Here is a 23,527-nt window from a genome sequence, read left to right as displayed (position 1 = left end):
TAATGGAAAAAAAGTATCCTTCTAGCACAAAGGTAGTTGTTGTTGGGGGTGGAGTTATTGGTTGCTCTGTTGCTTATCACTTAACAAAATTTGGTTGGAAAGATGTTGTTCTTTTAGAAAGAGATCAATTAACATCAGGTACAACTTGGCATGCAGCAGGATTAGTTAGTCAATTAGGACCTACAGCAGCTGTTACAAAAATTAGAAAATATACTTTAGATCTTTATAAAAAATTAGAAAAAGAAGTTGATCACTCCGCAGGTTTAAGAATTAATGGAGCCTTATCTATTGCTCAAACAGATGCTAGATGGCAAGAGCTTCAAAGACAAGCAACTACGGCTCAATTGTATGATGTTGATATTAAGATTTTAGATAAAGATCAAATTAAGAAAAATTATCCAATCATGTACACAGAAGATTTAAAAGGCGGAGTGTTAATGCCTGGTGATGGTGCAGCTGATCCAAGTGGTGTTACACACATGTTAGCAAAAGGTGCAAGATTAGGTGGAGCAAAAATTTTTGAAAATTCTCCTGTTGAAACAATTTTAACTAAAAATGGTAGAGTAAGTGGTGTTAGGGTTAATGGGCAAGATATTGAATGTGAGTATGTGGTTCTTGCAACAGGTATGTGGTCTAGACAAATTGGAGAAAAAATAGGAGTAAGCGTTCCTTTGTATCCTGCAGAACATTTTTATGTAATTACAGAACCAATTGAAAATCTTTCACCCACATTACCTGTGATAAGAGATTTTGATAGCAGCACATACATTAAAGAAGATGCTGGAAAACTTTTAATTGGAATATTTGAAGGTAAATCAATCCCAGCATTTAAAGATACTAATAAAGTTCCAGAAGATTTTTCATTTGGTGAATTTCCAGAAAATTTTGATCACTTTGAACCATATTTAGAAAAATCCATGAAGCGATTTCCAGTTTTAGAGCAAGCTGGAATTAGAAAGTTTTTTTCAGGACCAGAATCTTTTACGCCTGATACCAATTCTTTATTGGGTGAAGTTCCTGAGGTTAAAAATTTATTTGTTAGCTGTGGGTTGAATAGCATAGGTATTGGTAGTGGAGGTGGAGTAGGAAAAGTAACTGCCGAATGGTTAATGAACGGTCATATCAACGAAGACATTTTTAATTATGATATAAAAAGATTTCAGAAGTTTCATTCTGAATTAGGTTTTATTAAAGATCGTATTACCGAGTCACTTGGGGATTTGTATGGAATGCATTGGCCTTACAAACAACACAAAACATCTAGAAATATAAAAAAACTACCATACCATGATGAATTAAAAAGTTTTGGTGCATGCTTTGGAGTTTCTGCTGGATACGAAAGACCAATGTGGTTTGCTTTAGATGGAGAAAAAGCTGAGTATGAATACAGTTATAACTATCAAAATTGGTACCCATCAGTTGAATACGAAACTAACAACACACTAACAAATGTTGGTCTATATGATTTGTCTCCTTTCTCTAAATTTGAAATTAAATCCGAGAAAGCACATAAAGATCTTCAGAGAATTTGCACATCAAATATAAAACAGGAACCTGGAAAATGTACTTATACTCATATGCTCAATAAAGATGGAGGAATAGAGACAGATCTTACAGTAGTTTGTATAGATCAAAATCATTTTAGAATTATTAGTTCTGCAGCAACAAGAGAAAGAGATAAATTTCATATTAAAAAGCATTTATCAGAAGGTGGAGAGTTAACTGATATTACTGATGATTATTGTGTGTTTGGAATATTTGGTCCAAAGAGTAGGTTGTTAATGCAAGATTTAAGTTCAGATGATTTTAGTAATGAAAACTTTAAGTTTGCTAATTCAAAATATATAGAAATTGACGGAACTAAAATATGGACTCAAAGATTATCTTACGTTGGAGAGTTAGGTTATGAGCTTTATGTTAAAAATTCTGAGTCTAAAAATATATATGAGAAATTAATAGAAAAAGGAAAAAAATATAATTTATCTAATTGTGGAATGCATGCATTAGATACAATGAGAATGGAAAGTGGTTTTTTACATTGGGGTCATGATATTTCACCTGAAGAAAATCAATATCAAGCGGGTCTTAACTTTACAATTAGTTACAAGAAAGAATTTAATTTTATTGGAAGAGAGGCATTGGAAAAAATAAAAGATAAAAAAATTGATAGGAAGTTTGCTATGTTTGTCCTTAAAAATAACGAACCAGGAAAACCCCTTCTACTTCACGATGAACCAATCTATTTTGATAATAAAATAGTTGGAAGAACTACATCGGGTAATTATTCTTTTAACTTCAAAAAAAATCTTGCATTTGGTTATATAAATAATGACTATTCAGATGACGAGCTTCTAAATGGAAACATTTCAATAGAAATAGAGAAAATTAAATATCCTGCTGAAATTATCTTTAAACCATTAAAGCAAACTAATTTTAAAAATAGTTAATTAAAAAAATTATTGGTATTTAGCTGCAGTTATAAATTCACTGAAACTTTCACACCAAATAACTACGGTATTGAATTTATTTACATCTACATTTGAAGGAACATCAACAACAAAATTTTCAAAACTTTTGACCTCTGCAACATATTTGGCTGCATCTTTAATTGGTAAAAATTCATCTTCATGTTGTGTAAATTCATTTGTTAGATAAAGTTTGTAATCAGGTCCAGGTGAAATTGAGCCATTAACTGTAATTTTTTTTTTTGAGATTGTAACTTTTGCTTCTCCCCAGTGAAATGGATCACTGCCTCTTAAATCTCTTACAAACTCAGTTTGATATTGAGATTTATTTTCATACTCATTAATTTTACTTATTTCGATTGATTCTGGTGCGGTTAAAATTGGTAGAAAATAAACACCTAAACCAAAGCCGATTATTAAAAAGAAAAAGTGGCTGATAAATAGAAAAGTAATTTTTTTTTTCATAGGAAATTTACTTATAGTTGAAAGAGTTAATAAATGTAGTATAAATCTCTCACTTTATGGCGGGGTAGCTCAGTTGGTTAGAGCGCGGGACTCATAAGCCCGAGGTCAGTGGTTCGATCCCACTTCCCGCTACCATTCTAGACGATTGATATCATTTTGCTCCATATATGCGTCAATGATATTAGTTCTTGACCAAGATTCTTTAATTGCATGCATATTCATAGTTTCAACTATTAGTTTCAGATTGTTGTAGGACGTATTTAGTTTTGTTAATCTAGGAAAATGAAAAAGTTATTATTAATATTTTTAATAATACTTAAACCAAATTTTAGTTTTTCAGAAATAGTTCCGTGCAATGAACCAAAATGCGATAAAAAATTTGATTTAACACTTACTAGATTTATTGAAGCGGAAGAAAAAAGTGATAAACCTATAATTGTTTGGTTGTCAGGTGGAACAGGTCAATTTTTTAGCACTGACCCATTATCTGAAGTAGAGGGGAAATATGATATTGTAGTCATGTATAATCCTTATAATATTAGTTCTGGTAGTCAAAGGAGATCTGATGGATATGCTCCAGCAGCATACAAGCCCGATCAAGCAGATAGGATTAAAAGTATTATAAAATTTTATAGTGATAAATACAAAAAACCAATTTGGCTTGGAGGACAAAGCTTTGGCGCTGCAAGGACTATGGCTTATTTGGCTGCTTCTTCAAATAATTCAAAATTAATATCAGGTATTATCCTTACAGGAACTGCAGTCGGTTCAGTCAAAAATAATACTCTTAAAGTTCCGTTAAAAAAAATTAAAGATCTAAATTTACCTATTGGAATATTCCATCATATAAAAGATGTTTGTGATAACTCACATCACAAAACAGCTCAAAAATTACAAAATAAATTAAAAGAAATAAATCTAGGAATTACCGCATTTATATTAATAGAGTCAGGAAATTTAAGTAAAGATAGTAAATGTGGAACTGGCAAAAACCATATGTTTGAAGATAGTCGAAAAGAATTAGCTGATGCCATTATAAAATTTATTGAAAAGAATATTTAAAAAATTAATCACTTTTAGTTAATATTCAATATAAGTCTTTCACAACTTTTTCTCGTGAATTTCCATGTCTAATTTCATCAAAATAAACAATTTGAGTTGGGTAAGTTCTTTCTTCATAAAGAGAATACCTACTGACATAAGTTTGGTATATTCCAAATTTAAAATAACTTGGTTTTCCTGATGTAGTTCTACCACTGTATTCGTATTTTAATTTATTGTTTACCCAAATTTTAAAAAAACCGTCTTCCTTTTTTGTAAAATTTCCATGTATTAAAATATCATTCCATTTCCCTATCATGTCTCCATATGGAAGAATTAATTTTTGTTCTATAGTCATGAAACCTCTCTGTCTATCTGCCCAAAATCCATAATTGTTAAATTGAAACATTAAATTTGGTGAACCACCTTTTTGATGGAACTGTCCCATTGCTAATTTTACAGGATCTACACTTTTAAAATCTTTTGGAAGATAAATTGAAAAGGCTGTCCATTTTTCACCTTTGAATTTTTTGCCACTCAATTCGTGTCTTTGCCGATCTTTTTTGCAATCACTCCACTTTCCTGGAGGTTTGTCTTTTCCACAATCTCCAAATCTGACTTCAAATCTTACAGATTTTTCTCCAGCCCTAACTGGAAAACCATCTTCTTTTTTAACAATTCTAACACCATGTTTTTTAAAGCCACTTCCAAGACTTTTTGTATACGAGTTCCCTGACCCTACATCTTTTGGTAATCCGAATGAAAATGCGTTCCCAATCAACATTAAACTCACAACCACGATAGCTAAAACTTTCTTCATATTTAATATTAACAAATCCTAATTATAGAGTCTAATCACTGCAATTCATACTCCATATATGCGTCAATGACATTGGTTCTTGACTAAGATTCTTTAATTTGATTCAATAGCACTAGAAAGGAAAGAGAGCATTTACAGGAGTAATTGTTCTAGTTGAGTAGAGCAGGGTTCATGGCGATAGACTCATAAGCCCGAGGTCAGTGGTTCGATCCCACTTCCCGCTACCATTCTAGACGATCGGTATCATTTTGCTCCAATAGTGCTCCAATGACATTGGTTCTTTAAATGAAACATCCTTAATTGGATAGTTCCTTAAGCTATTTTTTTTTCCCTTTTTTGATAACTGAGTGAGCTATTTTCATCCAGTTAAAATCTCTATGAATAGCTAAAGTAGTAACTATTCTTCCTCTATCAAAATCAATTGTTAAAGTTTGTCCACCATATCCATCCATTATAAATACTGGTCTATTTTTCATACCAGAAGGATCTAGATGAAAAAAACCACCGTAAGATTTTGTGTTAGTAAAGGCGTGCTTTTTATCACGGTAATCAAAATTTTTATTTATTTTTCTCTCATAAATCGATTTTAAAAATTTTCCTTCACAAGTATCATTTTTCCAATCATCCAACATTGTTTTTGCAATTCTCATATAATCGTATCTGCTAGCCAAAAAGGTACTAGTGGTTGATCTATCACTTGGTTCTGAGGTTTCTGGTTCAACAAAATTAACTTCATGCTCTATTCCAATTTTTTCTCTGAATATCTCATTCATTAACTGCTGATAATTTTCATCACCAGCTTTAAAAATTATATAATTCATAATCAAATGAGGTAAGAAATTATTATAGCTATATTTGTTTGATGATTTTTTTGAATTTTTAAATTCATTTTCAATCGCTTTTTTTATAGTTGTATTTGTAACTGAACGGTCAGTTTTTTTGTATCTATTTGCACTATCTCTTTTAGAAAAATATTCTTTATCTCCAGCTGCCATATTAATAATATCAATAATTTTTTGATTATAATAAAGACTATTCTCAATTAAAGGCCAGTCATTTAGTTGTGCATCAATACTCTCTACATAACCTTTGCATATAGCGTGTCCTAAAATATAAGACACAAGACTTTTTCCAACTGATTGAGAATGAAATTTAGTTTCATTTGTAAAAACTCTTCCAAATTTATCTTTGGGACTTATTTCGTCTACAACAATTTTCCCATCTTCATAAAGTAGATAACTTAATAAAGCAGTTTTCTGCATTTGTTTTTTGACTATTTTGTCATTTCTTAAGTCAAATTTAAATTCATATGGTTTTTCAGATGCTTTAATATTACTGTAAACTGAGTTATTGTTCCAATTACTCTTGGTATACATCCAATAATAATACAACAAAGTATCATAATTAGGTTTTACCTTTTCGGGTATTTCTGATCTGTTATCGTAAAACTTTATTTTAAGATTATTTTTATATTTTGATTGTTCTTCCCACTTAAATCCATACTCACCAAGACCTTGATCACCATCAATAACACATTGCTTTTTAGGTTTTCCACTTTCTTCCCAGCAACGTGGTAATGCTTCTAATGAGCAGTTTCTACATTCTTCATAATGTTCATTTATTTCTAAATATTCTGTGAAGTTATTTTGCAACAACCATTCATTAAACTTTTTAAGATTTCTATCATTTGCAAACACGTTGCTGGACAAAAATACTAAGCTAAAAATAATAAGTATGAGTTTTTTCATTATTAAATATTAGCAAACTTTATTTTACGAGTCTAATCACTGAAAATCCTGCTCCAATAGTGCTCCAATGACATTGGTTCTTGACTAAGATTCTTTAATTTGATTCAATATCACTAGAAAGGAAAGAGAGCATTTACAGGAGTAATTGCTTTAGAGTGAGTGAGCAGGGTTCATGGCGATAGACTCATAAGCCCGAGGTCAGTGGTTCGATCCCACTTCCCGCTACCATTTAATGACCTGGAAATTCAATTAAATTTTCAACTTTATAGTTTTTATTAACTAAGTTATCTGATCCACCTAAATCAAATAAATTAATAACAAAAACAAATGCAGCTACTTTTGCATCACACATTTCAACCAATTTAGCGGCAGCTTCTGCGGTACCACCTGTTGCAATTAAGTCATCAATTATTAAAACAGATTCATCTTTTAAAATAGAGTCTTTATGAACCTCAATAGTTGCAGTGCCATACTCTAATTCAAAATCTACTGAATGTACTTCAGCAGGTAATTTATTTTTTTTTCTCAACATTATAAAAGGTTTTTTAAGTATATAAGAAACAGCAGAGGCAAATACGAAACCTCTTGATTCTATTGCAGCAATTTTATCAATTTTGTATTTTTTAGATCTTTCAATAATTTGATTAATTGTTTCAGCAAAAGCTTCCTCGTTTTTAATTAGAGTGGTTATATCCCTAAATAGAATACCTTTTTTAGGATAATCAGGAATTGATCTAATATGATCTTTTAAATTCATAATACTCAATTATAAATAAATATATTTTAAATTATGACAACAAATAAATTAGCAATAATTGGTGGAAGTGGTCTTTATGATGTTGAAGAATTTACTGACAGAGAATTATTACAAATTGATACACCTTGGGGTAAACCATCTGATCAAATATTAAAAACCAATTATAATAATAAAGAAGTTTATTTTTTGCCAAGACATGGAAGAGGGCATTTTGTTTCTCCTTCTAATATAAATTTTAGAGCAAATATCGATGCGTTAAAACAGTTAGGTGTTACTGATATTGTTTCAGTTTCAGCCGTAGGATCTCTGAAAGAAGAATTGCCACCTGGAAAATTTGTTATTGTTGATCAATTTATTGATAGAACTTTTGCAAGAGTAAAATCTTTTTTTGATGATGAAATCGTTGCTCATGTATCTATGGCACATCCTACATCTAATGGATTAATGAATGCTTGTGAAGATGCGATTAAAAAATCCAATATAGAATATCAAAGAAATGGAACTTATGTTGTTATGGAAGGTCCACAATTTTCTACATTGGCAGAATCTAATTTATACAGATCTTGGAAAGCAGATGTAATTGGTATGACCAATATGCCTGAAGCAAAACTCGCAAGAGAGGCAGAAATTAGGTATGCATCAGTTTCAATGGTTACAGATTTTGATTGTTGGCACCCAGATCATGAAAACGTTGATGTTCAACAAGTGATTAAAGTTTTGTTAGGAAATGCTGAAAAAGCAAAAGTAATGATTAAAAATTTGATTGATAATTTCGAAAGTCATATAGATCCAAACGATCCAACTAATAATTGCTTAGATGTAGCCATTATTACTGCCCCAGAAAAACGAACCCAAAAAACAATAGACAGGTTAAAAACGGTTGCGGGTAGGGTTTTGAGTAAATGAGAATTCAAGGAAAAGAATACCGAACAATATGGTATGAAGATAAAATAGTAAAAATAATTGATCAAACAAAACTTCCACATCAATTTATAATAAAAGATCTTAAATCAATTAAAGATGCAATAAATGCAATCAAGGTAATGGAAGTTAGAGGCGCTCCTTTAATTGGGGCAACAGCTGCCTACGGAATAGTTTTGGCTATTCATGAGAACAACTCTCGCGAATTTATAAGTAAATGTTCGGAAGAATTAATTGACTCAAGACCTACTGCCATAAATTTAAAATGGGCAGTTGATCGTATGATGAAAAAATTATCAGGGATCAATACCGACCAAATTTTAGATATTGCTTTAAAAGAAGCTAAAGAAATTTGTGATGATGATGAAAAATTTTGTGAGAATATAGGTATAAATGGATTAAAAATAATTGAAGAAATCTACAATAAGAAAAAAAGTACAGTAAATATTTTAACTCATTGTAATGCAGGTTGGTTAGCAACTATCAATTGGGGTACAGCGACATCACCAATTTATCATGCTCATAAAAAAGGAATTCCAGTTCATGTCTGGGTAGATGAAACAAGACCAAGAAACCAAGGTGCAAATTTAACTTCATATGAGCTAAATGAGGAAGAAATTCCAAATACAATTATTGCTGATAATACTGGTGGTATTTTAATGCAAAGAGGCGAAGTTGATATGTGTATTGTTGGAACAGATAGAACCTTATCAAATGGAGACGTTTGTAATAAAATTGGAACTTATCTTAAAGCTTTAGCTGCACATGATAACAAAGTCCCTTTTTATGTTGCACTTCCAAGTTCAACAATTGATTGGAATATCAAAGATGCAAAAGACATTCCTATTGAGGAAAGAAATTCTCAGGAATTGTCTTATGTTGAGGGTATTGATGAAAACAATCAAGTTAAGAAAGTTTTGATATACCCACAAAAAAGTAAAGCAATGAATTTAGCTTTTGATGTAACTCCTGCAAAATATGTAAGTGGATTAATTACTGAAAGAGGAGTATGCAAAGCTTCCACCGATGGACTAAAAAACTTATTTAAATGAAAAATTTAAGTTCTGAAATTATTCGATATTCAAAAATGTTGAATACAAAAAAATTATCAGCTTTAAGATCTGGAAATATCTCAGTAAGGTATAAAAATGGTTTTTTAATTACCCCGTCTGGAAAAAAATACTCAACTTTAAAAAATAAAGATATAGTTTTCGTTTCATTAGACGGTAAGTTTGACAAGAAAAAAGGTATTCCCTCTTCAGAATGGAAATTTCATCAAGATATTTATAAAAATAAAAAAGAAGCTAAAGCAATTGTTCATGCTCATTCAACAAATGCAACTGCTGTATCTACTCATAATAAAGGGATACCTCCTTTTCATTACATGGTTGCAATGGCTGGTGGCCATGACATTAAATGTGCAAAATATGCAACCTTTGGAACGAGAGAATTATCTAAAAATATTTTAAGAGCTCTAAAAGGTAGAAAAGCCTGTTTAATTGCAAATCACGGTCAGATTGCATTTGAAGATAATTTACCAAAAGCTTTTGAGTTAGCTGAAGAGGTTGAAAATATATCGCTTCAGTATATAACGAGCCTGAAATTGGGTAAGCCTAAAATTCTTTCTATAGCAGAAATGAACAAAGTTTTATCCAAAGCTAAAAATTATAAAAAGGATAGCTAATGACCAAAGTTGGAGAGCATATAACTCTAGATATCATTGGAACTACAAAAGAGTACGATCCTTCTATTTATGAAAAAGTAATTCATGAAATTGCAAAAGCTGCAAAAGTTACAATATTAAATATTTCTAAATATAAATTTGAACCACAAGGTTTCACAATATTAGCTCTTTTAGCAGAAAGTCATATTAGTTTTCATACATTTCCTGAAAAAGGAATTATTAGTTTTGATTTTTTTACTTGCGGGAAAGTAAGTCCTTCAGTTGCAATTGATATAATTAAAAAAGAATTTGAACATACAAGAATTGTTAAAAAAGAATTTAATAGAGACACAAAATCACTATATCATGACATTTATAGCTCTCCAGGTTTACAAAAATCTTATGTTGTAAATGATGTTTTAGAAGATTTTAAATCTAAAGTTGGTCAACATATTGAAATTTTAGATCTTGAGCAGTTTGGAAAATCATTATTTATAGATGGTGAAATCCAAGTTGCTGCAACAGATGAACATTTATATAGCTCTACATTTGTTGGTTCAGGTTTAAATCTAAACAAAGATAATGAAAGGGCAGCTATCATCGGAGGTGGAGATGGTGGAGTTGCAAGAGAATGTATTTCTAAAAATTTTAATTTTATCGATTGGTATGAGTTAGATCCAGAAGTTGTAGATGTTTGTAATAAACATCTTGGTGATATTGGAAAAAAAGCTACGGAAAAAAATTCAGTTAAATGTGTCTGGGGAGATGCATTTGAAAGTATTAAATCAGTAGCTGATGATACTTACGATCATATTTTTGTTGATCTTAATGATGATCAGTTTTGCATAGATCTAGCTGCAAAAAATATGGACTCTTTAGTGAGAATATTAAAACCAAAAGGTGTGATTACAGCTCAAGTTGGTAGTCAGGATAAAAAACCTAAGCAAGTTGATAGCTGGTTAAATGTCTTTAACCAAAATTTTGGTAATGCTAAATTATCTAGAGTTTACATACCAAGTTTTGATTGTGCTTGGAACTTTTCATCATCAATAAATCATTAATTTTCTTTTTTCTTTCTAAAAATTGTGAAATAATTATTCCAATTAAAGGAGAAAATATGAATATATTCAAAAAAACTATTTTAACAGTTCTAGCTTCTTTTTTAATCATCGGAAATGTTTCTGCTGAGAAAATTAAAATTGGAACTGAAGGTGCTTATCCTCCATGGAATTCAAAAGATGCTTCGGGCAATTTAATTGGATTTGAGGTTGAGCTAGCTCAAGAGCTTTGTAAAATTATGAAGTACGAGTGTACAATTGTTGAACAGGATTGGGATGGAATGATACCTGCATTAGTAATGAGAAAATTCGATGCAATCATGGCTGGTATGTCAATCACTGATGAAAGAAAGAAAACAATTACTTTCTCACAAGGTTATGCTGATGAAGTTGCATCTCTTGCTGTAATGAAAGGTTCAAGCTTAGAAGGCATGGATACACCAGAAGGTATAAATTTATCTTTAGGTGGCTCTAGTGTTAAAAAAGCACTTAAAACTCTAACTGATGCTCTAGCTGGAAAAACTGTATGTACACAAACAGGAACAATTCACCAAAACTTTTTAGAGTCTGGTGATGTTGGGAGTGTGAATGTTAGAACTTACAAAACTCAAGACGAGGTTAATTTAGATTTAACTTCTGGAAGATGTGATGTTGCATTAGCTGCAGCTGTAGCGTTTACAGACTATGCTGATAAATCGGGTAAATCAGTTGTATTAGTTGGACCAACTTTTTCAGGCGGTGCGTTTGGAAATGGAGTTGGTGTTGGAATCAGACAAGCTAGTGATAGCGCTATTGGAAAAAGAGATGCTAAAATCTTAAAAGATTTCAATAAAGCAATTAACAAAGCTAGAAAACAAGGAATAATTAGCAAACTTGCAATTAAACATTTTGGTTTCGACGCTTCTATGTAATTAATTTTGGATTTGGCGACTATAATATATAGTCGCCAGTCTATATGGAACTTCTTGCATTTGGAAAAACAGGTTGGGGTGACGAGCTATTTTACGCAACCTTAATGACTGTTGCTGTATCTGTTACAGCAATGTTAGTTGGTTTTCTTTTTGCTTTAATTTTTACTCCTCTTAAACTTTCAAAATACAAAACTCTTAACTTTGTAGGTAATTTTTACACAACAGTAATTAGAGGTGTACCAGAACTGCTAGTAATATATTTATTATTTTTTGGTGGGAGTGGTGCAATCATGTATGTTGCATCAATATTTGGTTATTACGAATATATAGAGATTAATGCATTTGTTACTGGTGCAGTTGCTATTGGCATAATTTCAGGAGCTTACTCAACAGAAGTTTTTAGAGGAGCTATTCAATCGATTGATAAAGGACAGTTCGAGGCTGCAAAAGTTTTAGGTATAAGCAAATTTGGTCAATTTTATAAAATAATTCTTCCTCAAATGTTAAGACTTGCAATTCCAAATTTAAGCAATGTTTGGCAAATTACTTTAAAGGATACTTCTTTAATATCTGTGACAGGACTAGTTGAAATAATGAGACAATCTTATATTGCTGCAGGATCTACAAGAGATCCATTATTTTTTTACTCTTTTGCAGCAGTTTTATATTTAATGCTCACTTACATAAGTATGAAGTTAATTAATAAGTTAGAAGTGAAATATAGCAGGGGTTATTAATGGATTTTGATTTAATGATCACTAGTTTTCCAAAACTCTTAGTAGCAACTGTTATTACTTTAAAACTTTTATCAGCTTCTTTATTTTTTGGATTATTTCTTGGATTATTTTTTGCAATTTTAAGACTAAACAAAAATATATTTATTAATAAATTTGCTTATGGATACTCTTATGTGTTTAGAGGCACTCCTTTGTTAGTTCAGATTTTTATAATTTACTTTGGATTAGGACAAATTGAATATTTAAGATCAACATTTTTATGGGTTGTTTTAAAAGAACCTTATTGGTGCGCAATTATTGCTTTTTCATTAAATACAGGTGCATACACGTCTGAGATATTAAGATCTGCATTTCAAACTATAAAACCTGGAGTTATTGAAGCTGGAAAAAGTTTAGGTATTTCAAATAAAATTATATTTTATAAAATTCAAATACCTATTGCGATCAGACAATCACTTCCTGCATATGGAAATGAAATTATTTTAATGATGAAAGGTACTTCATTAGCAAGCACCGTAACACTAATGGACTTAACGGGTGTAGCAAAATACATCATATCAACGACATTTAAACCTATTGAAGTATTTATTGTAGCTGGTGGAATCTATTTATTTATGACTTTTGTTATTCATAATGTGATTAAGTATTTAGAAAAAAAATATAGCTTCCAACAATAAAATGTATCTTTCTCAAAAACAGATTGATGATTATCAAAATCTTGGTGCAATAATAATTAAAGGTGCATTTAAAGATTGGATCGAACCATTAAGAGATGGTTTTCAAAAAGTTTTAGATAACCCAAGCCAACATGGAAGAGAAAATGTAAATGAAAATGAAGGAAGGTTTTTTGAAGACTATTGTAATTGGGAAAGAATAAAAGAATTTAAAGATTGCATGTTCAATTCTCTTGCAGGCCAAATAGTTGCTGAGGCTACAAATTCAAAATCTATACAAATTTTTCATGATCATCTTTTTATTAAAGACCCTGGAACAAATAAAGAAACACCTTGGCATCAAGATATGCCGTATTACTGTATTGATGGAAATGACACAGGAAGTTTTTGGATACCATTAGATGAAGTAAATAAAGAAAATAACCTTAAATTAATTTTAAGATCACATAAATGGCAAAAACTTTTAAGACCCACTAAATGGTCTAACAATCAACCTTGGTATGAAGATGATAGTTCTTTTATGAACCTTCCAAAAAAAGAAGAATTTGAAGAAGATGTATTGGTTCCAGACATAAATTTAGGTGATGCAGTTTTGTTTAATTTTAAAACCGTTCATGGTTCCACAGGAAATCAAAGTTCTCAATCTCGTAGAGCATTTTCTATGAGATTTATAGGTGATGATGTTACTTTTACTGAAAGAGGTGGCCCAACATCACCACCATTCGATGGAATTAATTTAAAATCAGGAGATCGGATGAGACAGGATTGGTTTCCAAAAGTTTTTAGTAACTAGTATACTCTTTAATCTCTTTAATAGCAGAACCAGTATGGTTATTCATTTCTAATTTTATTTTTGCACGATCATCATTTAAAAAATGAACATCTCTAGAAAGTTTTATAAATTTTTCTCCAAAATCTTTATTTTTCTCACAATCTCTTTTATCATCTTCAATAACCCAAAGTTTGGCATTTATATCTTTTAAGTCTTGAAATAATTTTTCAAGTTTCTCATCGGACTGAACATTTTTTTCTAACTGATTTTTAAGAATAGAGTGCTCATTGTTTATAAAACTTAATTTTTCTGGGTCTTTAATTTTATCTTGTTTGATTTCTAATATTGAAATCTTGTCTAAAAGTTCACCAACAGAAACCTCGACTATAATTTTATTCATAAAACTCTATACTATGTTAAGTTGTTAGAATTATGTCTAATATTTTAATTATTAAACATGGATCTTTAGGCGATATAGCTCAAGCGTGTGGGGCAATTCAAGATATTTCTGAAAATCATAAAGAAGATCAAATTCATTTATTAACAACAAAACCTTATTTTGAACTATTTAAAAAAAACCCACATATTTCAAATGTTATTCTAGATAAGAGATTATCAAAAATTAATTTAATTTATTTATATTTACTAATGAGAGAGATTAAAAAACATAATTTCTCAAAAGTTTATGATCTTCAAAATTCAAGTAGAACATCTTTTTATAAAAACATTTTATTTCCTAAAGCTGACAAAACCATTTGGAGTTCAACAGAAACAACTCTACCAGAAGGAACAACCAAAAAAGATTTTGATAAAGATTCTGTTCTTTCAAGATTTGATCATCAGTTAAAATCTTCAGGAATTAATACCAATCATACAATGAAACCAGATTTTTCATGGAGTACAGTTGATATTTCAGAAATAAAAAAAAGTTATGAACTAGATAAATACATAATACTTTTTCCTTTTTGCTCACCTCATTTAACTTCAAAGAAATGGCCTTATTATAATGATCTAATAAATATGATTAATGAAAAATTTGAAAATAAATTTAAAGTGGTTACAGCTCCTGGACCAGATGAAATTAAAGATGCAAAAAATATAAATGCTTTATGTGTTTTAGATAACGGAAAAGCTTTAAATATTTCACAATTATCTGGATTAATTAATGATAGTTCGTTTGTGGTCGCTAATGATACTGGACCTGCTCACATAACTGCACACATAGGATCAAAAGGAATTGCTCTATTTGGTTCTCATACAACTCCTTTTAAAGTAAGTATTGAAAGAGATAATTTTAAAGCAATACAAGCCCCTGAATTATCAAAACTCTCATCAGAAAAAGTTTTTGAAAGACTTTCTGAAATTATTTCTTAATTTTTTCTAAAACTCTTAAAAATATTGGAACTGTGAAAAGTATAAAAAGCAATCTTATTATATGGTGAAAAGCAACAAAGTCTGGGTCTAAATCAAAAGCAATTGCTATAACTGCCACTTCATAAATTCCTCCAGGACTAAAAGATAATATTAAAGTTAAAATATTCGTATCAACAAAGAATGTTGCAATGTATGCAGCAAGTAAGCCCAATACCACCAATATTACTGTCGCTACGATACTATGAAGAGAATTATTGGCTATCTCTTTAACAGTTTTTTCAGCAAACCTACATCCGACAGAAGAGCCAAGAATTAGCAGACAAAAATTTATTGTTTCATCTGGCAATTTATACGTTGCTACATCTGTAATTTGTAATAGGCCACTTGCAAATAATGTTCCTGATAATAAGGCTGCTGGCACTCTAATTTTATCAAAAACAAAAATAAAAAATAAAGATGCAATAATAAGTAAAATTAAATTTAAATGATTTTGAGCCAAGTAATTAAATTCACCATTTAATAAAACATCATTGTCAGTATTGTTTACGATAATAAGTGGAATTACAGTTATAATAATGATCAATCTAATTAAGTGAGAAGTTGCAACTTGAGATAAATCCGTTTTTTCATTTTCTGCTAAAATCATTAATGGACCTAAAGCACCAGGAGCAGCAGAAAATATAGAGGCTTTGTTACCGTAATTTGCAAATTTTTGCAGATACTTAGCAACAACTAAAATACAGATTATTATGTAGATTAGCATAATTATCGAAGTCCAAATCCAATCAAACATTTGATTAAATAGATTTTGATCTATGTAATTTCCAATATGCAAACCTAAAATTATCAAGATAAAACTTAACACAATTTTAGGCATGATGATTTTTAGACCTGACAATGCAGCAATTGATGTGATAATCATTGGACCTAAAAACCAAGCAAGTGGAATATTGAATTGTTCCGCAATTATTGCACTTGGTACACTTGTCAAAAAAACAGTTAGAAATTTTAATGTAAATAACTGAGACAAATTTTTTTTGATTTTCTGAGTCGATGAATTCATCTTTAAATTTCTATATGATTGACACTACCTTATATTAAATGTTTAATATAATTTAATTAATAAACAAGAAGAGAGGTATTATGAGTAATCTTAAAAAATTATTTTCAGTATTATTCTCATCAATCTTACTATTCTCAGCAACAACTACTAGCTCAGTAGCAATTGATAAATTGCACTTTGTAATCGGTGGTGGTGCTGGTGGTGGTTGGGATGGAACTGCTAGAGGTACTGGAGAAGCTTTAACAAAAGCTGGTATGTTAAAAAGCGCATCATTTGAAAATATGTCAGGTGGTGGTGGTGGTAAAGCACTTGCTTACATGATTAATACTAAACCTGCTAATACAGTGTTAGTTCAATCTACACCATTAGTATTAAGATCAATTACTAGACACGAAGGTTATGTAAAAGGTAGTGGAACTTTATCTTATAAAGATGTTGTGCCGATTGCTGGTGTAATTGGTGACTACGGTGCTATTGCAGTTGCAAAAAACTCACCTTACAAAAACTTCAAAGATGTAGTTGATGCATACAAAAAAGATCCAAGCTCAATTAAAATGGCTGGTGGATCAGTAAGAGGAAGTATGGACCATTTAATTGGTGCTTTAGCATTCCAAGCTGCGGGTGCAGATCCAAATGCTGTTGCATACATTCCTTATGATGCTGGTGGAAAAGCTTTAGCTGGACTTTTATCTGGAGAAACTCAAATCATTTCAACTGGTTTAGGTGAATTGATGGGCGCAAGAGATCAAGTAACAATTATTGGTATTACTGCTCCTTCAAGAGTTTCTGATGCACCAGATGCACCAACTCTTAAAGAACAAGGGTATGATGTACAATTCGTTAACTGGAGAGGTTTCTTTGGTCCTCCAGGTATGAGCAATTCTGATAAAGCTGCAATTGCAAAAATGCTTGGCGATGTACAAAAAACTCCTGAATGGGAAACAGTAAGAGCAAGAAATGCTTGGGTTAATATTTATAACCCTGAAGGTAAGTTTGTTTCTTTCTTAGAAAAACAAACTGAAGAAATGACAGCTCTTATGAAAAAACTAGGAGTTATCTAACCTTTGGTTAGAAATTAAAATTAGAGCAGTGAATATAAATACTACAAAAATTATATCACTGCTCTTTTTTGTTTTTTCTGCATTCTATTTATATTTAGCTTATCAAATTCAAGTTTTTACATTTGATGAAAATGCTCCATTTAATGCTAGGACATTTCCAATTTATTTAGGTTATGCGGGATTATTTTTTTCTGGATTAAAACTTATTTTACCAGACCCAAATACAATTAAAGTAGAGCATAAAAATTTAGAGTATAAAAAAACTGGTATACTTATATTAATTGCAATTATTTACGGAGCAACAATTTTAAAAGTTGGTTATTTTTTAACCACTTCCTTATTTTTATTTGCTTCATATTATTTTTTAGGAGAACGAAGGTGGATTTTAATGTTTTTATTATCCTTTCCATTTGTTGCTGCCTTTATGTATTTGCTTCATGGTATTCTTGATATTTATTTAAGAGATCCATTTCTACAATTAATTGGAGTGATGGGATGATTGAAGGAATACTAATTGGATTAACAACAGCACTTACATTCCAAAATATACTAATGGTTATGGTTGGTTGTTTTTTTGGAACAATCATTGGAATGCTTCCTGGTCTTGGTCCAATGACTGCAATAGCTTTAATGATACCTATTACATATGGTTTTGAACCTGCAACTGGATTAATTTTAATGGCTGGAGTTTATTATGGAGCAGTATTTGGTGGTTCAACTTCTTCAATATTATTAAATGCCCCCGGTGTTCCAGGAACAGTTGCAACTTCATTTGATGGTTATCCAATGGCACAACAAGGTAAGGCTGGAAAAGCTTTAGCGATTGCTGCTTGGAGTTCATTTGCAGGTGGAACACTATCTGCAATTTACTTATTATTTATGGCACCAAGTTTATCTAAAGTGAGTTTATCTTTTAGATCACCTGATTATTTTGCTTTGATGATTTTAGGTTTAACGGCCATTGCAGCTTTCTCATCTAAGGGACAATTTTTAAAAGCAATGATGATGGTTGTTTTAGGCTTGATGTTAGCATCTGTTGGTCAAGATAGTTTGTCTGATATTACAAGATATACATTTAACAATATGAACTTAACTGATGGTATTAGCTTTGTATTAGTTGTGATGGCTACTTTTGCGATGAGTGAAGCTTTAACAATTATTTTAAAGAGAAATGATCCAACAACTGCTGCTAAACAAGTTTCATTAACTGAATTAGGCTCAATTAAGATTAATAAAGAAGAACGAACTAAAATGTATAAAACAATTCCAAGATCATCGGTAATTGGTTTTTTAATTGGTGTTTTACCTGGAGCTGGTGCAACAATTGCATCCTTTTTAGCTTATGGAATGGAACGAAACGTAGTTAGTGATCAGGAAAAAGAAAAATTTGGTAAGGGAAGCGTAAATGGTTTATCAGCACCTGAAACAGCAAACAATGCTGCTTGCTCTGGTTCTTTTGTGCCAATGCTTACTTTAGGAATTCCTGGGAGTGGAACCACAGCAGTAATGTTAGGGGCTCTTTTAGGTTTTGGTGTTCAACCTGGTCCTAGACTTTATATGACTAATCCAGAAATTTTTTGGTCAATAATTATGTCTATGTATATTGGAATGGTAATTCTTCTTATATTAAACTTACCACTCATACCTTATATAGCTAGAATTCTTGCTGTTCCTAAAAATTACTTAATTCCTTTAATTTTATTTTTCTCTGTCACTGGGATTTATGTAATGTCATTTAATAATTTCGATATTTATTTAATGATTGGGATAGCAGTAGTTGCAACTTTTTTAAGATTATATGATTTTCCTATGCCACCCTTGATATTAGCTTTTGTACTTGGTGGATTGATGGAAGAAAACTTAAGACGTTCTTTGTTATTAACTAATGGTTCGTGGGAATTTTTGTGGGACAGAACATTAACCGCATGTATCCTAGCTACTACAATTTTAATTGTAGTCTGGCATATTTATAAAACCCTTAAGAAGAAAAATTAAGATTTAATATCTATTCGTTTTCTAATGATTTCTTTATTAAGCTTCATTTCACGGTATGATATAATGAAAACTCCTAAAAATATTATACTTGCACCAATCCAAGTGAAGAGATCAGGGATTTCGCTAAATACGAAGTAACCAATTAGAGATGCAAATACTAAACTTAGAAAAGAATAGGGTTGTGTCATGCTCACATCTACTAGTTTATATGCATGATTAATACAAAGATGCAACAATGTGCCAGATAGACCTGCAAAGAACAAATAAATCAAAGTTTGTAAACTAGGTGTTTGCCAATAAAACAATGCAATAAGGAAACTAAAAATAGTCATATAACAGTATCCATAAGATAAAATTGTAATTGAACTATCGTCTTTGGTTATAGTTTTTGTAATTATAATCACTATTGACCACATAAAAGAAGATGCCAGTGCCATATACACTCCAATAGAGATTTCAATAATACCTGGTCTTAAAATTACCAGCATACCAATAAATCCTAAAACTAGTGCAAAACTTCTGTAGATATAAATTTTTTCTCCAAGAAACAAAACAGCCAAAATAGTTACTATGAAAGGAACAACAAAAGATATTGCTGTAGCTTTTTCAATTGGCATCATTGTTAAAGCTGAGAAATATAAAAGCATTGAAGGCAAGTTTAAAACTGCTCTAAGAAAATGTTTTTTATGATGATTAGATTTAAAAACTGCAAATTTAGTTTTTAACATATAAGGAAAAATAATCAGAAAACCAAATAAAAATCTAAAAAAACCTGCTACATAAACATTAACTTCCTCTTGTGCTAATTTTAAAAAGGTTAACATTAATGTTCCGCAAAAAACTGAGATTATAATTAAAAAAATTGCTAATTTATTATTTGAAATCAATTTAGTATCTTTTTGTATTCCTCAATTATTTTTGACCATTGAAATTTATTCACAAATTCTTTTGCATTTTTTCCAAGTTCTAAATATTTTTTATTTTCTAACATTGAGTTGATTGAAGAATAAATATCATCAAGATTATTACCATCACATATTAAACCAGTTTTTTCATGATCTATTGCATCTGCCGCACCACCATCTTTACCGCCTATAGATGGTACACCGTATTGAGCTGCTTCAACATATGCAATTCCAAACCCCTCAACAGATTTTTTATGAATTATAGAAGGCATTACAAATAAATTTGATTTAGCAACAAGAGCATTTTTTAAATCATCACTTATGTCTTTAAAAAACATTACTTGTTCTTCTAAATTTAATTCTTTTACTAATTTTTTTATGTTTTCTTCTTCATCACCATATCCAATACAAATATAAACAATATCTGGATAAATTTGTTTTAGATTTCTAAGAGCCATCACAACTTTTTCATGATTTTTTCTTTTATCAAATCTTGAAACAGTAATTAATCTAGGAGTTTTGACTTTTAATAAGCTTTCAACTTTTTCTAATGATTTTTCGTTTAATTCTTTTGGTAGATCTACTCCACAATTTATAACAACAATTTTATTTTCATTAATACCACATTCAATAGCAAGGTTTTTGGTATATTGTGAGTTAGCAATAACTTTTTCTACATTATTAAGAACATTCAAAACTCTTTTATTTTGACTTGATCCTTTAGGATGATTGATTTCTTTACCATGTATAAGGCAATATTTTTTTTTAGAAGTTTTAATTAATTCTAAACTTTTCCAATGATCTCCAATTACTCCTTCAACTTTATTATCTTTAATAAACTCATTAATTAATTGAGCTTTTCTGTATTTTCTAAGAAGTTTTATTCCACCAACTCTTTCAATTGAGAACGAAGCTTGTTCATCAAAATCTTTATGATTATCAATATAATCTGCAAACATTTTTATCATAAAGTTTTTAGATAACTCTCTTGATAAACCCCACATTAAGCTTTGCATTCCACCTAGTTCAGGAGGAAAAGATCTAGTAACAATTAAATACATTAATTAGTTTTCCACTTTATGCTACAGCCAGCACTAGGAATTTGTTTTTTAGGACCTTCGCCTGTTTCAGCAATTTGTTTCATAGCTTTTAACAAATCACTCTCACCTTCTTTAACAGGTATAAGATTTCTTAACTCTCTTAATCTCCCACGATATTGAAGTTCTAAATTTTTGTTATATCCAAAAAAATCTGGTGTACATACAGCGTTATATGCTTTTGCGATATTTTGAGTTTCATCGTTTAAGTAAGGAAAATTAAAATTGTTATCTTTTGAAAATTTAATCATATTTTCAAAAGAGTCTTCTGGATAACTCTCAGCATCATTTGCACAAATTGCTACAGAATTTATTCCAATTTTTTTTAATTCATTGCAATCTTCAACTATTTCTTTTGTAACGGCCTTTACATAAGGACAATGATTACAGATAAACATTATCAAAGTTCCATTTTCTCCCTTGATATCATCTAACGAAAGAATTTTATTTTCAGTTGATTTTAATTCAAATGGAATAGCTTTTTGACCAAAATCACATATTGGAGTTTGTATTGGCATACTGTAAGAATATATAAATTATGTTTTATGATTTAAAAGATAAAAAACCAAAAAACTCTGGCGAAAATTGGGTAGCTCCAAACGCAACTGTAATTGGAGATGTTATATTGGAGAAGAATACAAGCATATGGTTTAATGCTGTTTTAAGAGGAGATATAGAAAATATTCATATAGGTGAGGGATCTAATATTCAAGATGGTAGTGTCTTACATACAGATCCCGGCTGTCCGTTGAGAGTAGGTAAAAATGTTACTATAGGTCATTTAGTGATGCTTCATGGATGTACTATTGGAGATAATAGTTTAATTGGAATTGGAGCAGTAATTTTGAACAAAGCAAATATTGGAAAAAACTGCATCATTGGAGCAAAAGCATTAATTACTGAGAATAAAGTGATACCTGACAATTCCTTAGTTGTTGGTTCTCCGGGAAAAGTTATAAGAGAAGTGACTGAGGAAGAAAAAAAAGCAGTAGAGGAAAACACTAAACACTATCAAGATAACTGGAAGAAGTATTCAAAATCAATATTTTAAATATTAAATCTATGAATAAAAAATTTAAAATTGGTATTGATTATGGAGGTACTAAGATTGAAGGAATTATAATTGACGATAAAGGCAATCAAATTGAAAGAAAAAGATATTATTATGATAAAAACTATGTTTCTGGAATTGATACAATAAAAAAACTTGTCGATGAATTTGACAATATTAGTAGTCAAACCTGTAGCGTAGGACTAGGGATACCAGGATTTTCATCAAAAGAAACCAAACTAATAACAAACGCAAATTCATCATGGTTAAATGACAAACCTTTTCAAAAAGATTTAGAAATTGCTTTAAAAAGACAAGTAAAATTGATGAATGATGCGAATTGCTTGACTTTATCGGAAGCAATTGATGGTGCAGGAAAAAATTATGACTCTGTTTTTGGAATAATAATAGGCTCAGGTTTTGGAGGAGGTTTATCTTATAAAAAAGAAATAATTGAAGGTGCTAATCAAATAGCAGGAGATTGGGGACATCAACCATTACCTTATCCAACTGATGAAGAAATTAAACTAGACGTTAAATGTCCCTCAGGAAATTGTGGAAGACCCTTATGTGCAGAGCAATTTATTTCAGGAACTGGTTTTACAAATATATTTAATAAAAAATATAATACAAATCTTACAACAAAAGAAATTGTAGAATTAGATAAAAATAATGATGATCGTGCTAATTTAGAATTTTCTTTATATGAGGATAGAATGGCAAGATTATTAGCTGTAATGATTGGTATTTTTGATCCTGGTGCAATTGTTTTAGGTGGAGGCATGTCAAATATTGAAAGATTTTATAATAATATTCCAAAATTAATTCCCAGATATACATTTGCAAAAAAAATAGAAACGAAAGTTTTAAAAAATTTACACGGTGACTCAAGTGGTGTGAGGGGAGCAGCTTGGCTTTGGAATAATTAACAGAACAATTAATAAAGGAG

The 23,527-nt window shown here is 30.4% G+C and carries 25 protein-coding genes and 1 tRNA gene; 17 read left to right on the top strand and 9 right to left on the bottom strand.

Annotated features, from left to right (window positions below):
- The first annotated feature begins 2 nt into the window (after window positions 1–2).
- Window positions 3–2,447: a GcvT family protein gene (locus tag ACTTA0_RS05990; RefSeq protein WP_440676432.1), complete on the top strand. Its 2,445-nt coding sequence runs from the start codon at window positions 3–5 to the stop codon at window positions 2,445–2,447.
- Between the two features lie 9 nt (window positions 2,448–2,456).
- On the opposite strand, the gene ACTTA0_RS05985 is transcribed toward ACTTA0_RS05990, so the two are convergent.
- Complete coding sequence (locus tag ACTTA0_RS05985) at window positions 2,457–2,930, bottom strand: DM13 domain-containing protein (protein WP_440676431.1); 474 nt, start codon at window positions 2,928–2,930, stop codon at window positions 2,457–2,459.
- A gap of 58 nt (window positions 2,931–2,988) precedes the next feature.
- Here ACTTA0_RS05985 and ACTTA0_RS05980 point away from each other — a divergent pair.
- Window positions 2,989–3,065: transfer RNA gene (locus tag ACTTA0_RS05980), tRNA-Met, on the top strand.
- 147 nt (window positions 3,066–3,212) lie between these two features.
- Window positions 3,213–3,992, top strand: coding sequence for a hypothetical protein (locus ACTTA0_RS05975; protein ID WP_440676430.1), 780 nt, complete (start codon window positions 3,213–3,215; stop codon window positions 3,990–3,992).
- Window positions 3,993–4,017: 25 nt separating this feature from the next.
- Here the strand turns inward: ACTTA0_RS05975 and ACTTA0_RS05970 are convergent, their stop codons facing one another.
- The 3 genes from ACTTA0_RS05970 to ACTTA0_RS05960 all read right to left on the bottom strand — a co-directional run bounded on the left by ACTTA0_RS05970 (window position 4,018) and on the right by ACTTA0_RS05960 (window position 7,296).
- A complete protein-coding gene (locus ACTTA0_RS05970; RefSeq protein WP_440676429.1) occupies window positions 4,018–4,791 on the bottom strand; it encodes a heparin lyase I family protein in 774 nt (257 codons plus the stop codon).
- 317 nt (window positions 4,792–5,108) lie between these two features.
- The gene (locus tag ACTTA0_RS05965; RefSeq protein WP_440676428.1) at window positions 5,109–6,539 is read right to left on the bottom strand and encodes a hypothetical protein; all 1,431 of its coding nucleotides are present in this window, start codon (window positions 6,537–6,539) and stop codon (window positions 5,109–5,111) included.
- A 229-nt stretch (window positions 6,540–6,768) separates the two neighbouring features.
- On the bottom strand, window positions 6,769–7,296 hold the full coding sequence (locus ACTTA0_RS05960) for an adenine phosphoribosyltransferase (RefSeq protein ID WP_440618283.1): 528 nt from the start codon (window positions 7,294–7,296) through the stop codon (window positions 6,769–6,771).
- 33 nt (window positions 7,297–7,329) lie between these two features.
- On the opposite strand from ACTTA0_RS05960, the gene ACTTA0_RS05955 reads away from it, so the two are divergent.
- Genes ACTTA0_RS05955 through ACTTA0_RS05920 form a run of 8 tightly spaced genes read left to right on the top strand, consistent with a single transcriptional unit; the run spans window position 7,330 to window position 14,053 of the window.
- The gene (locus tag ACTTA0_RS05955; protein ID WP_440676427.1) at window positions 7,330–8,202 is read left to right on the top strand and encodes an S-methyl-5'-thioadenosine phosphorylase; all 873 of its coding nucleotides are present in this window, start codon (window positions 7,330–7,332) and stop codon (window positions 8,200–8,202) included.
- Entirely contained in the window at window positions 8,199–9,269 is a 1,071-nt protein-coding gene (mtnA, locus tag ACTTA0_RS05950; RefSeq protein WP_440676426.1) for an S-methyl-5-thioribose-1-phosphate isomerase, read from the top strand. Before ACTTA0_RS05955 ends, mtnA begins: the two co-directional genes overlap by 4 nt.
- On the top strand, window positions 9,266–9,901 hold the full coding sequence (locus ACTTA0_RS05945; protein WP_440676425.1) for a class II aldolase/adducin family protein: 636 nt from the start codon (window positions 9,266–9,268) through the stop codon (window positions 9,899–9,901). Before mtnA ends, ACTTA0_RS05945 begins: the two co-directional genes overlap by 4 nt.
- Window positions 9,901–10,941, top strand: a complete 1,041-nt coding sequence (speD, locus tag ACTTA0_RS05940) for an adenosylmethionine decarboxylase (RefSeq protein ID WP_262589017.1) — start codon at window positions 9,901–9,903, stop codon at window positions 10,939–10,941. The genes ACTTA0_RS05945 and speD overlap by 1 nt, the downstream gene beginning before the upstream one ends.
- Window positions 10,942–10,997: 56 nt before the next feature.
- The gene (locus ACTTA0_RS05935) at window positions 10,998–11,849 is read left to right on the top strand and encodes a transporter substrate-binding domain-containing protein (RefSeq protein WP_440676424.1); all 852 of its coding nucleotides are present in this window, start codon (window positions 10,998–11,000) and stop codon (window positions 11,847–11,849) included.
- A 44-nt stretch (window positions 11,850–11,893) separates the two neighbouring features.
- Window positions 11,894–12,586 (top strand): ABC transporter permease, encoded by a 693-nt coding sequence (locus ACTTA0_RS05930; RefSeq protein WP_440676423.1) that lies wholly within the window; start codon window positions 11,894–11,896, stop codon window positions 12,584–12,586.
- A complete protein-coding gene (locus tag ACTTA0_RS05925) occupies window positions 12,586–13,263 on the top strand; it encodes an ABC transporter permease (protein WP_440676422.1) in 678 nt (225 codons plus the stop codon). Before ACTTA0_RS05930 ends, ACTTA0_RS05925 begins: the two co-directional genes overlap by 1 nt.
- Window position 13,264: 1 nt before the next feature.
- Window positions 13,265–14,053, top strand: coding sequence for a phytanoyl-CoA dioxygenase family protein (locus tag ACTTA0_RS05920; RefSeq protein WP_440676421.1), 789 nt, complete (start codon window positions 13,265–13,267; stop codon window positions 14,051–14,053).
- Here ACTTA0_RS05920 and ACTTA0_RS05915 read toward each other — a convergent pair.
- On the bottom strand, window positions 14,043–14,432 hold the full coding sequence (locus ACTTA0_RS05915) for a DUF6165 family protein (RefSeq protein ID WP_440652322.1): 390 nt from the start codon (window positions 14,430–14,432) through the stop codon (window positions 14,043–14,045). The two genes, ACTTA0_RS05920 and ACTTA0_RS05915, sit on opposite strands and share 11 nt — an antisense overlap.
- 32 nt (window positions 14,433–14,464) lie before the next feature.
- Between ACTTA0_RS05915 and ACTTA0_RS05910 the strand changes: the two genes are divergently transcribed.
- Window positions 14,465–15,406, top strand: coding sequence for a glycosyltransferase family 9 protein (locus ACTTA0_RS05910; RefSeq protein WP_440676420.1), 942 nt, complete (start codon window positions 14,465–14,467; stop codon window positions 15,404–15,406).
- Here the strand turns inward: ACTTA0_RS05910 and ACTTA0_RS05905 are convergent.
- Entirely contained in the window at window positions 15,396–16,469 is a 1,074-nt protein-coding gene (locus tag ACTTA0_RS05905) for an AbrB family transcriptional regulator (protein WP_440676419.1), read from the bottom strand. The two genes, ACTTA0_RS05910 and ACTTA0_RS05905, sit on opposite strands and share 11 nt — an antisense overlap.
- An 80-nt stretch (window positions 16,470–16,549) precedes the next feature.
- On the opposite strand from ACTTA0_RS05905, the gene ACTTA0_RS05900 reads away from it, so the two are divergent.
- From ACTTA0_RS05900 to ACTTA0_RS05890, 3 genes are read left to right on the top strand one after another with little or no spacing between them, the layout of a single operon-like run.
- Window positions 16,550–17,530 carry a tripartite tricarboxylate transporter substrate binding protein gene (locus ACTTA0_RS05900; protein WP_440676418.1) on the top strand — a complete coding sequence of 327 codons (981 nt, stop codon included), beginning with the start codon at window positions 16,550–16,552 and terminating at the stop codon, window positions 17,528–17,530.
- A 28-nt stretch (window positions 17,531–17,558) separates the two neighbouring features.
- Window positions 17,559–18,029 (top strand): tripartite tricarboxylate transporter TctB family protein, encoded by a 471-nt coding sequence (locus ACTTA0_RS05895; protein WP_440618295.1) that lies wholly within the window; start codon window positions 17,559–17,561, stop codon window positions 18,027–18,029.
- On the top strand, window positions 18,026–19,525 hold the full coding sequence (locus ACTTA0_RS05890) for a tripartite tricarboxylate transporter permease (RefSeq protein WP_440676417.1): 1,500 nt from the start codon (window positions 18,026–18,028) through the stop codon (window positions 19,523–19,525). The genes ACTTA0_RS05895 and ACTTA0_RS05890 overlap by 4 nt, the downstream gene beginning before the upstream one ends.
- On the opposite strand, the gene ACTTA0_RS05885 is transcribed toward ACTTA0_RS05890, so the two are convergent.
- From ACTTA0_RS05885 to ACTTA0_RS05875, 3 genes are read right to left on the bottom strand one after another with little or no spacing between them, the layout of a single operon-like run.
- Complete coding sequence (locus ACTTA0_RS05885) at window positions 19,522–20,412, bottom strand: DMT family transporter (protein ID WP_440676416.1); 891 nt, start codon at window positions 20,410–20,412, stop codon at window positions 19,522–19,524. The two genes, ACTTA0_RS05890 and ACTTA0_RS05885, sit on opposite strands and share 4 nt — an antisense overlap.
- Window positions 20,409–21,491 carry a glycosyltransferase family 4 protein gene (locus ACTTA0_RS05880; protein WP_440676415.1) on the bottom strand — a complete coding sequence of 361 codons (1,083 nt, stop codon included), beginning with the start codon at window positions 21,489–21,491 and terminating at the stop codon, window positions 20,409–20,411. The genes ACTTA0_RS05885 and ACTTA0_RS05880 overlap by 4 nt, the downstream gene beginning before the upstream one ends.
- A complete protein-coding gene (locus ACTTA0_RS05875; protein ID WP_440676414.1) occupies window positions 21,491–22,045 on the bottom strand; it encodes a thioredoxin family protein in 555 nt (184 codons plus the stop codon). The genes ACTTA0_RS05880 and ACTTA0_RS05875 overlap by 1 nt, the downstream gene beginning before the upstream one ends.
- A 20-nt stretch (window positions 22,046–22,065) precedes the next feature.
- Between ACTTA0_RS05875 and ACTTA0_RS05870 the strand changes: the two genes are divergently transcribed.
- Window positions 22,066–22,578, top strand: a complete 513-nt coding sequence (locus ACTTA0_RS05870; RefSeq protein ID WP_440676413.1) for a gamma carbonic anhydrase family protein — start codon at window positions 22,066–22,068, stop codon at window positions 22,576–22,578.
- 11 nt (window positions 22,579–22,589) lie between these two features.
- Window positions 22,590–23,507: an ROK family protein gene (locus ACTTA0_RS05865; protein WP_440676412.1), complete on the top strand. Its 918-nt coding sequence runs from the start codon at window positions 22,590–22,592 to the stop codon at window positions 23,505–23,507.
- The last annotated feature ends 20 nt before the right edge of the window (window positions 23,508–23,527 follow it).

Source organism: Candidatus Pelagibacter sp. HIMB1593 (assembly GCF_052047755.1).
In the GTDB taxonomy this organism is placed as follows: Bacteria; Pseudomonadota; Alphaproteobacteria; order Pelagibacterales; family Pelagibacteraceae; genus Pelagibacter.
Note: the sequence above shows the minus strand (reverse complement) of the source record. Positions and strands in the feature narration are given on the sequence as shown.

What these genes read in the sequence shown, in the direction of transcription:
- ACTTA0_RS05990 (WP_440676432.1), top strand. Translation starts at nt 3, where the DNA reads ATGGAAAAAAAGTATCCTTCTAGCACAAAGGTAGTTGTTGTTGGGGGT.
- ACTTA0_RS05985 (WP_440676431.1), bottom strand. Translation starts at nt 2,930, where the DNA reads ATGAAAAAAAAAATTACTTTTCTATTTATCAGCCACTTTTTCTTTTTA.
- ACTTA0_RS05975 (WP_440676430.1), top strand. Translation starts at nt 3,213, where the DNA reads ATGAAAAAGTTATTATTAATATTTTTAATAATACTTAAACCAAATTTT.
- ACTTA0_RS05970 (WP_440676429.1), bottom strand. Translation starts at nt 4,791, where the DNA reads ATGAAGAAAGTTTTAGCTATCGTGGTTGTGAGTTTAATGTTGATTGGG.
- ACTTA0_RS05965 (WP_440676428.1), bottom strand. Translation starts at nt 6,539, where the DNA reads ATGAAAAAACTCATACTTATTATTTTTAGCTTAGTATTTTTGTCCAGC.
- ACTTA0_RS05960 (WP_440618283.1), bottom strand. Translation starts at nt 7,296, where the DNA reads ATGAATTTAAAAGATCATATTAGATCAATTCCTGATTATCCTAAAAAA.
- ACTTA0_RS05955 (WP_440676427.1), top strand. Translation starts at nt 7,330, where the DNA reads ATGACAACAAATAAATTAGCAATAATTGGTGGAAGTGGTCTTTATGAT.
- mtnA (WP_440676426.1), top strand. Translation starts at nt 8,199, where the DNA reads ATGAGAATTCAAGGAAAAGAATACCGAACAATATGGTATGAAGATAAA.
- ACTTA0_RS05945 (WP_440676425.1), top strand. Translation starts at nt 9,266, where the DNA reads ATGAAAAATTTAAGTTCTGAAATTATTCGATATTCAAAAATGTTGAAT.
- speD (WP_262589017.1), top strand. Translation starts at nt 9,901, where the DNA reads ATGACCAAAGTTGGAGAGCATATAACTCTAGATATCATTGGAACTACA.
- ACTTA0_RS05935 (WP_440676424.1), top strand. Translation starts at nt 10,998, where the DNA reads ATGAATATATTCAAAAAAACTATTTTAACAGTTCTAGCTTCTTTTTTA.
- ACTTA0_RS05930 (WP_440676423.1), top strand. Translation starts at nt 11,894, where the DNA reads ATGGAACTTCTTGCATTTGGAAAAACAGGTTGGGGTGACGAGCTATTT.
- ACTTA0_RS05925 (WP_440676422.1), top strand. Translation starts at nt 12,586, where the DNA reads ATGGATTTTGATTTAATGATCACTAGTTTTCCAAAACTCTTAGTAGCA.
- ACTTA0_RS05920 (WP_440676421.1), top strand. Translation starts at nt 13,265, where the DNA reads ATGTATCTTTCTCAAAAACAGATTGATGATTATCAAAATCTTGGTGCA.
- ACTTA0_RS05915 (WP_440652322.1), bottom strand. Translation starts at nt 14,432, where the DNA reads ATGAATAAAATTATAGTCGAGGTTTCTGTTGGTGAACTTTTAGACAAG.
- ACTTA0_RS05910 (WP_440676420.1), top strand. Translation starts at nt 14,465, where the DNA reads ATGTCTAATATTTTAATTATTAAACATGGATCTTTAGGCGATATAGCT.
- ACTTA0_RS05905 (WP_440676419.1), bottom strand. Translation starts at nt 16,469, where the DNA reads ATGAATTCATCGACTCAGAAAATCAAAAAAAATTTGTCTCAGTTATTT.
- ACTTA0_RS05900 (WP_440676418.1), top strand. Translation starts at nt 16,550, where the DNA reads ATGAGTAATCTTAAAAAATTATTTTCAGTATTATTCTCATCAATCTTA.
- ACTTA0_RS05890 (WP_440676417.1), top strand. Translation starts at nt 18,026, where the DNA reads ATGATTGAAGGAATACTAATTGGATTAACAACAGCACTTACATTCCAA.
- ACTTA0_RS05880 (WP_440676415.1), bottom strand. Translation starts at nt 21,491, where the DNA reads ATGTATTTAATTGTTACTAGATCTTTTCCTCCTGAACTAGGTGGAATG.
- ACTTA0_RS05875 (WP_440676414.1), bottom strand. Translation starts at nt 22,045, where the DNA reads ATGCCAATACAAACTCCAATATGTGATTTTGGTCAAAAAGCTATTCCA.
- ACTTA0_RS05870 (WP_440676413.1), top strand. Translation starts at nt 22,066, where the DNA reads ATGTTTTATGATTTAAAAGATAAAAAACCAAAAAACTCTGGCGAAAAT.
- ACTTA0_RS05865 (WP_440676412.1), top strand. Translation starts at nt 22,590, where the DNA reads ATGAATAAAAAATTTAAAATTGGTATTGATTATGGAGGTACTAAGATT.